This is a genomic window from Alteribacter keqinensis, assembly GCF_003710255.1.
GTDB classification, from domain to species: domain Bacteria; phylum Bacillota; class Bacilli; order Bacillales; family Salisediminibacteriaceae; genus Alteribacter; species Alteribacter keqinensis.
Genome location: NZ_RHIB01000002.1, coordinates 1 through 13611 on the forward strand (window position 1 = coordinate 1; position 13611 = coordinate 13611).

General features: G+C 43.9%; 12 protein-coding genes and 1 rRNA gene. 2 read left to right on the top strand and 11 right to left on the bottom strand.

From position 1 onward, the window contains the following. A 16S ribosomal RNA gene (locus tag EBO34_RS11625) occupies window positions 1-100 on the bottom strand; the annotation flags it as partial. 504 nt (window positions 101-604) lie between these two features. Further along, the gene (locus EBO34_RS11630) at window positions 605-1012 is read right to left on the bottom strand and encodes a hypothetical protein (RefSeq protein WP_122898717.1); all 408 of its coding nucleotides are present in this window, start codon (window positions 1010-1012) and stop codon (window positions 605-607) included. A 218-nt stretch (window positions 1013-1230) separates the two neighbouring features. Here EBO34_RS11630 and EBO34_RS11635 point away from each other — a divergent pair, with 218 nt between their 5' ends. Beyond that, entirely contained in the window at window positions 1231-1833 is a 603-nt protein-coding gene (locus EBO34_RS11635; protein ID WP_122898719.1) for a biotin transporter BioY, read from the top strand. 130 nt (window positions 1834-1963) lie between these two features. Here EBO34_RS11635 and EBO34_RS11640 read toward each other — a convergent pair whose 3' ends face one another. The 6 genes from EBO34_RS11640 to EBO34_RS11665 form a co-directional block, all read right to left on the bottom strand. After that, window positions 1964-2614 (bottom strand): hypothetical protein, encoded by a 651-nt coding sequence (locus EBO34_RS11640; RefSeq protein ID WP_122898721.1) that lies wholly within the window; start codon window positions 2612-2614, stop codon window positions 1964-1966. 155 nt (window positions 2615-2769) lie between these two features. Further along, window positions 2770-4116 (bottom strand): Na+/H+ antiporter family protein, encoded by a 1347-nt coding sequence (locus EBO34_RS11645; RefSeq protein ID WP_122898723.1) that lies wholly within the window; start codon window positions 4114-4116, stop codon window positions 2770-2772. 181 nt (window positions 4117-4297) lie between these two features. Continuing rightward, the gene (gene dctP, locus EBO34_RS11650; RefSeq protein WP_122898725.1) at window positions 4298-5374 is read right to left on the bottom strand and encodes a TRAP transporter substrate-binding protein DctP; all 1077 of its coding nucleotides are present in this window, start codon (window positions 5372-5374) and stop codon (window positions 4298-4300) included. A 40-nt stretch (window positions 5375-5414) separates the two neighbouring features. After that, on the bottom strand, window positions 5415-6689 hold the full coding sequence (locus EBO34_RS11655) for a TRAP transporter large permease (RefSeq protein WP_122898727.1): 1275 nt from the start codon (window positions 6687-6689) through the stop codon (window positions 5415-5417). 27 nt (window positions 6690-6716) lie between these two features. Beyond that, a complete protein-coding gene (locus EBO34_RS11660) occupies window positions 6717-7238 on the bottom strand; it encodes a TRAP transporter small permease (protein ID WP_249414076.1) in 522 nt (173 codons plus the stop codon). Window positions 7239-7725: 487 nt separating this feature from the next. Further along, entirely contained in the window at window positions 7726-9186 is a 1461-nt protein-coding gene (locus EBO34_RS11665; RefSeq protein ID WP_122898729.1) for a leucyl aminopeptidase, read from the bottom strand. Window positions 9187-9670: 484 nt separating this feature from the next. Between EBO34_RS11665 and EBO34_RS11670 the strand changes: the two genes are divergently transcribed. After that, entirely contained in the window at window positions 9671-10150 is a 480-nt protein-coding gene (locus tag EBO34_RS11670) for a divergent PAP2 family protein (protein WP_249414077.1), read from the top strand. A 77-nt stretch (window positions 10151-10227) separates the two neighbouring features. Here EBO34_RS11670 and EBO34_RS11675 read toward each other — a convergent pair whose 3' ends face one another. The 3 genes from EBO34_RS11675 to EBO34_RS11685 form a co-directional block, all read right to left on the bottom strand. Continuing rightward, window positions 10228-10932, bottom strand: a complete 705-nt coding sequence (locus EBO34_RS11675; RefSeq protein WP_122898733.1) for a 3D domain-containing protein — start codon at window positions 10930-10932, stop codon at window positions 10228-10230. Between the two features lie 167 nt (window positions 10933-11099). Beyond that, a complete protein-coding gene (locus EBO34_RS11680; protein ID WP_122898735.1) occupies window positions 11100-12638 on the bottom strand; it encodes an AbgT family transporter in 1539 nt (512 codons plus the stop codon). Window positions 12639-12960: 322 nt separating this feature from the next. Beyond that, window positions 12961-13281: a YuiB family protein gene (locus EBO34_RS11685; RefSeq protein ID WP_122898737.1), complete on the bottom strand. Its 321-nt coding sequence runs from the start codon at window positions 13279-13281 to the stop codon at window positions 12961-12963. Between the last annotated feature and the right edge of the window lie 330 nt (window positions 13282-13611).

Consider the following 13611-nt stretch of genomic DNA (forward strand, 5'->3'; position numbering starts at 1 on the left):
CTGACGTCAGGGGAGCAAGCTCCCCATCAGTCCGCTCGACTTGCATGTATTAGGCACGCCGCCAGCGTTCGTCCTGAGCCAGGATCAAACTCTCCATAGAAAGTTTGATGTCTCTGACATCATTTAATTCATTCATTGACGGGATAATTTATCATTATCCCACGTTTCGCTTGGCTTTTTGTTTAGTTTTCAAAGGTCACTGTCTTTTGTTTTGCCGTCCGCGTCTCTCGCGGCGACAAGTAATAATATATCACGATAACGTAAGCAGTGCAATAACTTTTTGTGAAAAAGTTTTTTATTTTTTGTCATCGTGTGCTGTTTCCTGTCCCTTTTACCGGGGGCCTGATTTATTATAGAGTTTTATCTCAGGCCGGTCAAGGATATATTTTCATTCTTCACTTCTGCATATCTATTTATATCCTTGAAATGCCCCTGCCTATCCTTTATATCCAATGTAGCAGGAATTAAACCATCAGGGTCTCTATTCTGTATCTACATAATTGCATCGGAAGTCTTTTGAAGCAGCATACCAAATTCAATCATAAACGACTGACTCAACAGAAAAGACACAGGCATAAATCCACCTGTGTCTTCGAACGACCCGTTAATCGATCTTTTTTTCATCTATATAGCTGGAAAAGGTAAACGTCATTACAAAGAACAACACAAAACTAATGAGCAAAATACTGCCACCAACAATGTAATAAATGAGTGCAAATGTTGCGAGCGGGCCACCGGTAATTACTTGTTCCCAGTACATCCCTGTCGGCAGTGTAATGCTGCCAATGATAGCTGACCATACCTGGACCTTGGCAAGCTTTGAGTCTTTCGGTATTGGGAAGAGACGATAAAAAACCGCAAAGGCAAACAGCGACAGCCACCCTACCACCAGAATGTGGGCGTGCATCGGTCTTAACGCATAACTTCCTGCACCGGCCATGTGCGATCCTATAAATGTACCAACAAGCGCAAAAAGTGCAGCAAATCTCAATAACGTACGCGTACGATTCATTCTATCCCCTGCCTTGTTCATTATATTCCCGTTAACTTTATCATAACGGAGACAGCTATTCCTTCACATTTCTTGTAGATTATATGAATGTTTATCCAAAGAATGTTTACGTTAACCATTTTCATTTTCCCGTTGACATTCCACACAAACAAAAGATATTCTATTGTTAACCGATATAACACATCGGTGAACAATAACATATTAACGAGGTGTACATAATGAACACTCACTCATCCAAGTCTCGATTTGCAGCTTCTGATATCACAAAAGCTGCCATGTTTATTGCATTGATGGCAATCGGTGCAAATGCTACTGCATTCATAACAATCGGAACGGTCCCGATGACTTTCCAGCCAGTAGTTGCTATTCTTGCAGGGGCATTGCTCGGCAGTCGGTTAGGATCCTTCTCCATAATTGGCTACACTGTACTCGGCTTAATCGGAGCTCCGGTTTTTGCTCAATTTTCAGGAGGCCCGCAAACGTTTGTTTCACCTACCTTCGGATTTATCCTTTCATTTATTCTAATGGCTTATGTTACCGGAAAGATCGTCGAAAAATCAAAAGGTTCACTTTCTTCTTACATGGCTGCTTGCTTCGCCGGACTTGCTGTAAACTATGTATTCGGCGTGACATATCTATACTTGCATATGGTCTATGTACTGGGGCTGGGAGATGTAACCTATTTAGCTACTTACGCCAGCATGGGCCCATTCTTTATTAAAGACTTTATTTTAACAGGCTTTGCAGCATCGATTTGCCCGCAGATTGCCAGCGCCGTTAACCGCCGGCGTCCCGTACAGCCAGAAAGAGCAGTATCCTGAGTCAGGTTTCTCCCATAATTAATATAGAGAAAGACAAAAGAGCATCCCGCTGACGGATGCTCTTTTTCATTGGCCGTTTTTATATCTTTTAATGCCATTTTCAATAAGACAAATCAAGTTGAAAATGAGGTTACGATCTGCCGCTTTTTACAGAGTAGTCTTGCACTTTCAGGTTACCATCTTCTCCCTCCTTAAATGTAAACCTGACAGTCAGTTTATCTTCAGGGGGATATCCGTACCTCTCGAAGTGACCTCCGGAATCTTTTTCGCTGTTGTAATAGAGGACACTTGCATGTTTTGTTTCCAGAATAACATTGCCTCCATCCCTCCTAAACTCGAAATCATCAAGTGAGATAACAGAGAGTCCCGGGTTTAAGATAGTGTTTTTTACAGCATCGTAATAATTTTGATCTGAAGATTCACTTGTCCTGTAATAGCCTTCTCTGAGATAGTGCTGAAAGGGCTCTTTGTAGACCAGTCCGTTATCTGCTTCTGTAAAGATCGTTGATAAAGCGAGCTCGATTCCTGCTGAAGTAAATGTATCCTCCATATATGTAAAAACCGCATCCTTCTGTGGAAACCTCTCATTGTAATACTTCCCGTCCATTCTTTCATGAGCTTCGAATAAACTTTGGGCTTCTGTTACCGTTTTTACATAATGGTAATGAACCTCATCCTCATCAATCCCCTCCGACTTTGGCAATTCCGTTACAAAGGGCAGACATGCAATAACAATTAATATGACCGCTGCAGCGATCCTGTTTCTTGTCTCTTCTCGCAACCTATCCCCCCTCAAGTTTCACTCTTCTACAAATATAGACGAATCGTGCACCGCAAAAGTTTCAAATCTATTCATTTTCTTCCAATTAATTAGAATTAAAAAAGGTACTGTGAAGAAGTCAACTCCACAGTACCTTAGGTTAATAGTATAAACTTTTACAGAATAACCGCTGCCAGCCATCCGAAAAGGATAAGAGGGATATTAAAGTGAAGGAACGTTGGTACACAGGTATCCCAAATATGATGGTGCTGTCCATCTGCGTTTAACCCTGCCGTCGGACCGAGCGTACTGTCGGATGCAGGGGATCCCGCATCCCCTAATGCCCCAGCTGTACCAATAAGAGCAATTGTTGCCATCGGGCTCAATCCAACTGCTGCTGCCAAAGGAACGAAAATGGCAGCAATAATCGGGATTGTAGCAAATGAAGAACCGATCCCCATTGTAATAAACAGACCGACAACAAGCATTAGTAACGCAGCGAGACTTTTACTGTCTCCTACCCATCCTGCGACAGTATCAACGAGTGCATCCACATGGCCGGTTTCGCGGATTACTTCAGCAAAGCCTCCTGCGGTAATCATCACAAATCCGATGAACGCAAGCATTTTCATTCCGTCTGTCATCAGATTCTCAGATTCATTCAGTGATAACCTGCCGGCAAAATGAAGAACAGCAAAGTAAATATACAATACACCTAATCCTAAAAGGGCACTGAAGATCATTGATTCTGTAAGGACCTGCGTAACGAGCGTGGTCACAATTGCTGCAAGTCCGATCACAACCGATCCGGCAGAATAGCTTGTTTCTTTTACATCATCATCAGTGCGTCTGATTTCCCGGTTTTCGTACTCTCGTGGTTTTCGGTACGTGATAAAAATAGCTGTAAACAGACCGATAACCATCCCCAGAACAGGTAAAATCAACGCTTGGGGTATCATCGACATCTCAACGTCCATTCCACTGTCTCTCATGTTCTCAAACACGATCTCATGAAAGATTAATCCATACCCCGCAGGGATGAGAATGTAAGGTGCTTTCAAACCGAATGTCAGAGCTGTTGCAGCTGCACGACGGTCCATTGTCAATTCGTTAAATACCTTTAAAAGCGGAGGAATCAATAATGGAATAAAAGCAATGTGGACCATTACAACGTTTTGGGACATACACGAAATAATCACAATGATAAACAACAACAGAACTTTTGAATATGTTTTTCTTTTTGTTTCTCCGTCTTTCCCTACGATCCGGATTGCCCATTTAATAAGAAGGTTAGGAAGGCCGGTATAATTAATCGCTACAGCAAAGGCACCGAGCATAGCATAACTTAACGCCACAGTGGCGTTGGTACCAAGGCCTGATGTAAAGATATCAACTGTCTCCATAACAGAGAACCCGGCAACAAGCCCCCCCACCATTGCACCTCCAATCAATGCAACAACGACATGAATCCGCATTAAACTAAGTAAAATCATAACCAGAACAGCAATTACTACCGCATTCATTTGCAAAATCCCCTTTAATGCTTTATTTCTTTATCTCGCTAAAACGATAATGTATGAAAACATCAATTACTTTAACACCGGACCACACTTCTGTCAATTAAAGATTAACATTTTCCATAAGGGCAGTATGCATACGAAAACCCGGAGCATGTATCGCTGCTCCGGGTTCATTATTATGTGATTAATTGCCTTCAGCTTCTTCAATTTCTTCAAGGAGCTTATCCAGAATTGCCGCTCCATCTTCTCCTACATCGTCACGGAAATAGTCCTGCATTGGAATGGCCAGCTCTCTGAATGCGTTTCTTTCTTCTTCAGAAAGTGTATAAATTTCAGTTGGATTGGCATCATCTTCTTCGATAGCCGTTAACAATTCTTCATTCATTTCAAGCTGCATTTCCTGTGCGGCCGGACGCATTTCATCGACTGTTTCATCTACCGCCTGACGGAGATCATCCGGAAGGTCATTATAAAAATCCGCATTTACCGTAGTCATAGCCACGTAAATGTTGTGATCAGAAATCGTCATGTGATCTTGTACTTCATGGAAATTCGCATCCTCAATAAAGAAGATCGGATTTTCCTGACCGTCAACGTTACCTAACTGCAGACTGGAATAAAGCTCTGCCCAGCTCAAAGGTGTAGGATCGGCACCATATGCTTCATAGGAGCGGAGGATCAAAGAAGATTCCTGCGTTCGCATTCTGAATCCTTCAAAGTCAGATGGTTCACGAAGCTCTCGGTTTCCTGTCCACTGCATGCCGCCTTCAGACCAGAAGGCGAGTGGTTTTACATTACGTTCTTCGTATTTCGCTGCCAGATCCTCATTTAACGCTTCACTTTCATTTAACACCTGGTAGTTTACGTCTTCATCATCGGAGAACAGAAACTGCAAGGCGAAGAGCTGCCCTTCACGAACGGTAGTTCCTGTGAAACCCGGTGACACAATGGCAAATTCAACGCCTCCGTTCTGAATCATTTCAAACTGGTCAACTTCACTTCCAAGACCGCCGAACTCATATACGCTCGTTGTGATCCGGCCATCTGTTTTTTCTTCCAGAAGCTCAGCAAATTCGCGTGCATACTCATATTGCAGCTGTCCTTCGTACTCTTCTGTGGCAAACCGCAGTTCGTATGTTTCATCTCCATCCCCGTCTGCTGCACCATTATCTGTACCAGCGTCTTCATCAGAACCGCAGGCAGCCAGTACAAACCCGAGTGATAACACACCACTCGCAAGTAAACCTCTTTTCATTGACATGTAAAATTACCCCCATTGTTTTTTTATGTGAAATTCACCCTTACAACAAGTAAAGAAAGAAGAGCGAAATTTCTTCAAATAAAATCACCAGAATTCCTATAAAGAGCAAAATGATAATATACGGCGGTGTCCCTTTTATGACATCAAGGTAGGATTTATTAAAAACCGCACTCGCTGTGAAGATATCAACTCCAAACGGCGGTGTTGCCGACCCCAGAGCTGCCTGATAGGTAATGACAACCCCCAGATGAACAGGGTCAATTCCAGCCTCCATTGCCGGGCGCCAGAAGATTGGTGTTAAAATCAGGATGACAACAATCGGGTCTACGAACATACATCCTATAAAGAAGAAAAGTGCAATGATCATTAATACATAAAGGGCCGATGGGTCAGTTCCCATGACTGCTTCTGTGAGCATCTGTGGAATTTGCGCATAGGATATTACCCAGGAGAAGGCCTGTCCGCCGGCAACGAGCACGAATACAGCAGATGTTACAAGCCCTGTAGATAAGGCGATTCCAGGAATGTCCGTCACTTTAACGGAACGGTAGATAACAACTTCCAGGAGCAGGGCATAGAGTACCGCCACTCCGGCTGCCTCCGTAGGGGTAAAGTAACCTGTGTAAATACCGCCTACGATAATAAAAGGAAAGCCAAGAGGAAGAAGAGCTTTTCCGGTAAGGCTGAAACGAACGTTCCAGGGAGCTTTCTCCACGAGAGGTATATTGAAAATCCGCGCATGTATGTAAGCATAGATAGCAAAGCAAATAAAAATCAGCAGCCCCGGGCCAATTCCCGCAATAAACAGGTCACCGGTAGACGTCCCTGTAACAAGAGCATAAATAATCATCCCGATACTCGGCGGGATAAGAAGAGCTACATCACTCGCATTAATAATAAGCGCGATAGCACTGGAATCTTTATACCCTACTTTCAGCAGCCTCTCCCGCATGGGTTTCCCAATGGCAACAACCGTCGCCTGTGTGGAACCGGAAATGGAGCCGAACAACGTACAGGCAGCTGCAGTTGTAATCGCATACCCACCTCGGAGATGCCCGACAAATGAGCCTACAAAGTCAAGCAGCCGGCGTGAAGTCTTACCTGTAGACATTATGTCTGCTGCAAAAATAAACAAAGGAACAGCCAGAAGCACATAAGCTGATACCCCCTCTACAAGCTGGCCCGCCATCATCATTGGATCCAGGTTGTCAAAATAGATAAGCATGACGACGAGAGGAGCTACAATCAAAGGAATCATCATTGGAAAGCCCAGAAGAAGTAAAATTACCATAATGGCAAGTAAAGTCCAAACCATGTCCGTTTTCCTTTCTCTATTCACATTTTATTGTTCGTCATAATCTTTTTTGTCCTGCGCCAGATACACTTCCTCATTCACAATGTTGACCCACATGTTTCTAAGAAATTGAATGCCCCCGAGAACCAGACCCAGCGGAACAAACATAACCATAATCCAGATTGGAATTTGAAGTGCGGCTGTTGTACGACCCGAAGCATAGGTGGACATCATATACTCATAGGCAAAGTACGCAATAACAAAGAGGACGATAGCTGAAACCAGAGGATTCAATATGGATAGTGCCTTTTTCACGATCTTTGGAGATAAATCAAAGAAAGCCGACATCGTAATGTGTCTCCCTTTCCTGGCAGCATAACTGATTCCCATAAACGTAGCCATGATTACCGCAAGTCTGCTGATTTCCTGGGAGAAAGCCCAGCTTGATCCGGTGAGTTCACGACTGATCACATTTCCGACAGTCATAATTGCAATCACAATAATTGACCAGCTCAGAATAAACTTCTCAACCCAATGGAGCATGGCATCTGCTTTTTTTAAAATGGTCACTACTGTACCTCCTTTCAATATTCAGTTTTCTGATAAATTTACTTGGTATTCAATAAGATGCAGTTTGCAGTGAGCATGAAAGAGCATTATGTAAAAAACTGAACAAAAGCCAAAGCTACAGCCAGTACTTAACATCATAACGAAGCAGGACTTTTTGCACAAAGACTGTAAATTCTCATATTACGCCATTTTCAGGAAAATCAGCCCAAGCGGGATACTGGCATGAACACAATGAAGATATACAAGCCACATCGCCGGAATATTCCTTAATACTAAAGGACGATATGCCTATTCCCTTTTTACACTCCTTTTTAACCACTTTTTTCTATTGAAGCTTCACAAGCCATCATAAAACGGGATTTCAGGATAAGAAGAAGTTCATGATATTGGATTGTCGCTAATGAATAACCGCTGCATACTTAATTCACAAAAAAGAAACCCGGCCCGACAGAGACCATCGAACCGAGCGTCAATACCTTTGCTTTAATTACCTTTTTCCAATATTCATAACCGTCTCAGCTATTGTCCTTACCATCGTTCCTGTCCCGCCGCGTGGTCCCACAGCAGTTCTGCCCTCCTGCCATGCGGTACCTGCAATATCAAGATGAACCCAAGGTGTGTCTTCAGCAAATTCTCCAATAAACAAGCCTGCTGTAATTGTACCCGCCTGCCGACCCGGAGAATTATTAAGGTCTGCCACATCCGATTTTTTCACCATATCCTTATAGTCCTCATCATTCGGCAGGGACCAGACACGCTCGCCCGCCCGCTCACTCGCATCATGTACCTCGCTCATAAGGTCCACATCATTCGTTATTGCAGCTGTCATCACACTTCCCAGTGCCACTACTGCCGCCCCTGTGAGAGTGGCTACATCAATGATCGCTTTGGCACCTGCCTGTCTGGCATAGGTTACTGCATCAGCCAGAATTAAACGTCCTTCTGCATCTGTATTTAACACTTCGATTGTTTTTCCGCTCATTGACGTGATGACATCGCCTGGTTTTAACGCCTGACCGTTAATCAGGTTTTCGGTAGAAGGAATGACTGCCATCACGTTTACTGACGGCTTCTCTTCCATAATAATCCGCATCGCTCCCAGAACCGTGGCGGCACCTCCCATATCCATCTTCATTGTCTTCATCCCATCACGGGTTTTTAGGGAATACCCTCCGGAATCATAGGTGAGCCCTTTGCCTACAAGAGCTGCATCCCATTCCTGTGAGTCAGGATTTCCCCGATACTTCATCGTTATAAACCGCGGAGGCTCATCCGAACCTTTAGCAACAGCCAGCAGTGCCCCCATTTCCATAGACTCGATTTCCTCTTTACCGTAGACATCAACCTCCACATCGTACTCACTCCCAAGCCTCAGGGCCTCTTCTGCAAGAATGGACGGCGTCATAAAATTAGCCGGGGTGTTAACGAGCCGCCTCGCTTCGTTTGTGGCCTTTCCCTGAACAAGACCGCTTTGTACTGCTGTTTCAATACTCTTCCGGGATTCTGAAAACACCTTTACGTGCAGCTCTGCCTTTCTTTTATGATTTTGTTTATATGTATCAACTTCGTATGAGCCCAGCTCCAGGCCTGCAGCAAATTGCGCGTAACAGTCCACACCGCCTCCGAAAGAATCAATCAGCAGCAAACTTGAATTTACTTTTTCCTTTGCTAAAAAGCGGTAGAGTGAAGCGCCGGTCCGTTCTGCTTTTTTCACAGACCAGTTCTCTTTTTTTCCCAAACCTGCTATAACTACATCTCCTGCTCTTGCCATCAAAATATGAATGCTGCCTGCATCACTCCAGGCTGGATGCTTTTCCTGCACACTTTGCAGCACCTGAGCCAATGATTCATCCATACTGCCCAAGTCTTCTCTTTGATCACTGAACATGCCGTAAACAACAGTCTCGTCCGATCCTCTGTCCCATTTTTCATTCCAGGAAATTTTCATTTTTATAGCAACTCCTTCAGTAATTATTTTTAACCGACTATGACTGTAAGACTTCTTTAAGGAATGTGAAATTCCTTTTATTTAAGCTGTTTTCGTCTGGATTGTTTTTACCAAGTAAATTCCGCTTCAGGCGGACGCTTTCCTCGGGCATCGCTTCAGCCTCCTGAAGTTGCCTTCTGCTTCTTCCTCTACTAGCTTAGTCTTCGATGCACATGCGTCGAAGCAACTCGCAGCTAATTCATGCTGTAATGCTCGTAGCTGATGCTATCCCCGCCGGAGTCGCCCCCTTTCGCTCCATAATTAATATTGACAAAACAACAATGTTTTCGAAAAGAGCTTTTATTTATAACAAAAGATCTATTCACTGCCTTTTAATGAGTTGTGATATAATTATGGTTAAAAATAATAACTGAATGACTTTTTAAATAAGCGTGAAAGGGTATACCCTGAATGACAAACTTCAATGAAGAAAGGAATAATCCAATTGACTGAATTACTCACGAACTTTCCTCTTTGGGCCGCTTTGAGCGCGATCCTTTTAGCGCAATTTATAAAAGTACCCCTGCAATATATTGCATCCAGAAGGTTTGACTGGACACTTTTAACAAGTACCGGGGGAATGCCGAGTTCCCACTCAGGTGCTGTTACGGCTCTTGCTACAGCAATCGCCCTGCAGGAAGGTCTTGGTTCTCCATTCTTTGCCATCGCAGCGATATTTGGAATTATCGTGATGTTTGATGCAACCGGCGTCCGCTGGCATGCGGGCGAACAGGCTACTGTCGTAAATCAGCTTGTAACGGATTTTAATAAAATAATGGAGGAAATGAAAGCATGGCCGACAAAGGAAGAAAAAGAGAAGCAAAAAGAACTCAAGGAACTTCTCGGTCATCAGCCTATTGAAGTATTCTTCGGAGGTGTTCTCGGAATTGTCCTGACCTTCATTCTTCATGCCCTGGTTTTTTAATTTCCTTTGCACCTCCTTTAATGAAAACAAAAAAAAGCGATCCTCCAGGTATTGATTTACCTGTTGGGATCGCTTTTTTAATTTACGTCACGAAATACCTGAACAGCTTCGTCTTCATTTAAATTAATCAGATCCTGCTCACTCAGACGCCCGTCACCTTTTTCAACAACGTAAACATTAATGGTTTGTTTGCCCCATTGAGAATAGACGTCGTCGACTGTTTCGTAGTATAAGTCAATTTTGTTTCCTTTTATAGCAGAACCGGTATCAGCAACAACTCCGAATCCATAACCAGGAATATAGAGAATGGTTCCTATAGGAAATACACTCGGGTCAGCTGCGATTGTAGAATAAAGATCCCGCTTTACTTTGACCCCGCTGTAAGTAATGCCATATTGGGGGTGTTCCTCTGTCTTTCCTGTAGACTCCACTCCGGCTGTATAACCGGTAGCAACGACAGAGTGAGAAGGATACTGTGTCCAATCCCGGGAGTTTTCCAATGTTTCTGCAGGTGGTCCTCCGTTTGTCTCGTAAAGGTTCCACGTCTTCACAGCCTGTATAGAAGGCAACTCTCTTGAACGATTGTAGACAGTTCTATTTACCGCACCATTTACTTCAACTTCATCAATCCGGTTTTCCTGGCGTTGTTCAAGCCAGCGGCTGATATCGTCCGGCTTTACATTCGTAAGGTTTATAAAAGTGGCCATCAGCGCACCGATAAGTAAGGTTGTAATTAACAGACCCTTTCCTGCTCTTCTTACAGCAGTAAGCATCTTTTTCACTCCTCTCACCTAACAGGATGTCCATTTGAGTGAAAGAATATGCAGTGAAATGATGGCAGTTAATAACTGCACAGCAGATTGGCCGTAGAGTGTCCCGTGCCATAACCAGACGAGCAAAAAACAAAAAGAACCTGCCCCAGCCGGAGCAGATTCCATTTTCTTTATATTTAAGGGTACATTACCGGAGCATTTGGTCCAAGCGGCATACCGGTTAAAATCCATACGATAAACATGACAATCCACATTATTGTAAAAGCAATCGAATATGGAAGCATAGTTGCAATAAGGGTTCCAATTCCCACCTTTTTATCATACTTCTGCGCAAAGGCGATAACGATGGCGAAGTACGGCATCAGTGGTGAAATGACGTTTGTTGTGGAATCGGCAATTCGGTAGGCGAGCTGAGTCGCTTCCGGTGAAATTCCCATCATCATCATAAGCGGTACGAAAACCGGAGCCATAAGAGCCCATTTTGCCGACGCACTTCCGATAAACAGGTTAATGAAACCTGCCACAATGATGAAAGCAATTAAAAGCAGTATGCCCGCATCCTCAAGGCCGAGACCCTGAAGCAACTCCGCACCTTTCACACTCATAACAAGTCCGAGGTTGGTTTCTGCGAAGTAAGCCACAAACTGACCGGCAACGAAAGCTAGTACCACGTACATTCCCATGGCAGCCATCGTATCGGACATTTGATTGGCTACATCTTTGTCTGACTTAATCTCATTTGTTACACGTCCGTAAACGTAACCCGGTATAAAGAACATAAGCAGGATTACAGGAACGAGAGATTCAAGGAAAGGGGCCAGTGAGACAATTAAATCGCTGTCCGGGTCACGTAAAGGTGCCCATTCAGGGACAACAAGCAACGCGATGGCTCCCATAGTAACAATAAAGGAAAGACCTGCTGCTTTAAGACCTTTTCTTTCAGTCGCATTAAGCTTGTCCGGCTCATCACCGATTCCGCCTTCATATTTACCAAGACGCGGCTCTACGATCTTTTCAGTAATCAGTGTACCAACAATCGTAAGCACGATTACACTCACGATCATGAAGTAATAGTTCATGGCAATGTTCATGCCCTCTGCGTAAGCCGGGTCCACAATTTCAGCTGCAGCAATCGTTAAATTACCGAGCAGCGGATCAAGTGAAGTCGGAAGCAGGTTCGCACTGAAGCCTGCCGAAACACCTGCAAAGGCTGCGGCAAGTCCGGCAAGAGGGTGTCTTCCGAGCCCCGCAAAAAGGACTGCCCCAAGTGGTGTGAGGACCACATAACCGGCATCAGCTGCCATACTGGACATAATACCGCCAAAAACGAGTGCGGCTGTAATCAGCTGGTTCGGAACGCTCATGACAAGTCCGCGAAGCGCTGCGGAAATTAGTCCGGAACGTTCAGCAATACCAATACCAAGCATTGTAACAAGCACAGTTCCAAGTGGTGCGAAGCCGACGAAGTTATCAACGGCACTTTCAAAGATATAACGGATCCCCTCAGCATTCATCAAACTGTTGACTTCAATAATGCCTTCCTCGGGATCCGGGTGTTGAACAGACGTACCAAGGGCAGAGAATAACCCTGACGCCAGGATGACCATAAGGGCAAAGATTGCAAAAAGCGTGACAGGGTGCGGAAGCTTGTTACCTGTACGCTCAATACCATCCAGAGACCTCATGAGAAGTCCGTTTTTATTGTTCTTCCCCATTTAAATCTCCCTTTCATTCTGGTTTAAAATAATGTAAAAATGGCAACTAAACATGATTATACGAAATTTTCCACTGATAATGAATCGTTTTTTAAACATCCAAACTAAAGCGAACGTTCATAATATTAACACGAATCTTGTCGGAGACGCTTGGGCCGAACAAGATTACACATAATTTTACAATCGAATAAAGTACAGGGAGGGGTGAAACACGTTTGATTAACCGGTTGGAACACCGTATTAACGGCTTCAGCTTCCTCATTGACGGAAGTGACCCGCCCCCAAAAGAAAAACCCTCCTTCATATAAGGAGGGTTTACTCATTAAAACATTTGATATCCACGTTCACGCAGCATACGGATCGTAATCCCGGAAAGAATTGCTCCTGCCATCCCTGCCGACAAAACGATAATGTCCGCAAGTTTAAGATTAACAAACGACTGGCCAAGCTCTGAAAAGGCCATCCCCGGAGATGTGAAATAGGTGAAAAATCCAACACTGTCTATAATGAAAATAACGACGATCGGGTAGATCACTGCCATCACCCAGGTGGAACGAAGCAGCATATTTAATATAAATCCGATTCCAAAAAACAGTACCAGGAAAAGGACAATTGAAATTATGAGTTGCGGTATACTAATCATCGGTCGTTTCACCCCCATACAAATCCGCAAAAACACGCGGTACAACCAAACTTTAGTTTACTGCTATACCGTCTCAAGAGTCAAATGAATTTTCTTTGAACAAGATGCACAGGGGAAGAACGGTGCTTATTTGTCATATTCTCTTAAATCTTAGACTGTGATAAAAATTATCGTTGTTTTTATAAATGTTTATTACAGGAAGTGTGCCACACTCCTGCGAGTGCAATGAGCCTTCACCTCATGAATTGGCTTCGAGCTGAAACCTGCGAAGCATAACTGGCAGAGGAAGAAGCAGAAGCAGTGGTGCTTCATATGCAAGGAGGGTCACCC

Coding starts and splice junctions, on each gene's coding strand:
- EBO34_RS11630 (WP_122898717.1), bottom strand. CDS start 1,012: ATGAATCGTACGCGTACGTTATTGAGATTTGCTGCACTTTTTGCGCTT.
- EBO34_RS11635 (WP_122898719.1), top strand. CDS start 1,231: ATGAACACTCACTCATCCAAGTCTCGATTTGCAGCTTCTGATATCACA.
- EBO34_RS11645 (WP_122898723.1), bottom strand. CDS start 4,116: ATGAATGCGGTAGTAATTGCTGTTCTGGTTATGATTTTACTTAGTTTA.
- dctP (WP_122898725.1), bottom strand. CDS start 5,374: ATGTCAATGAAAAGAGGTTTACTTGCGAGTGGTGTGTTATCACTCGGG.
- EBO34_RS11655 (WP_122898727.1), bottom strand. CDS start 6,689: ATGGTTTGGACTTTACTTGCCATTATGGTAATTTTACTTCTTCTGGGC.
- EBO34_RS11665 (WP_122898729.1), bottom strand. CDS start 9,186: ATGAAAATTTCCTGGAATGAAAAATGGGACAGAGGATCGGACGAGACT.
- EBO34_RS11680 (WP_122898735.1), bottom strand. CDS start 12,638: ATGGGGAAGAACAATAAAAACGGACTTCTCATGAGGTCTCTGGATGGT.
- EBO34_RS11685 (WP_122898737.1), bottom strand. CDS start 13,281: ATGATTAGTATACCGCAACTCATAATTTCAATTGTCCTTTTCCTGGTA.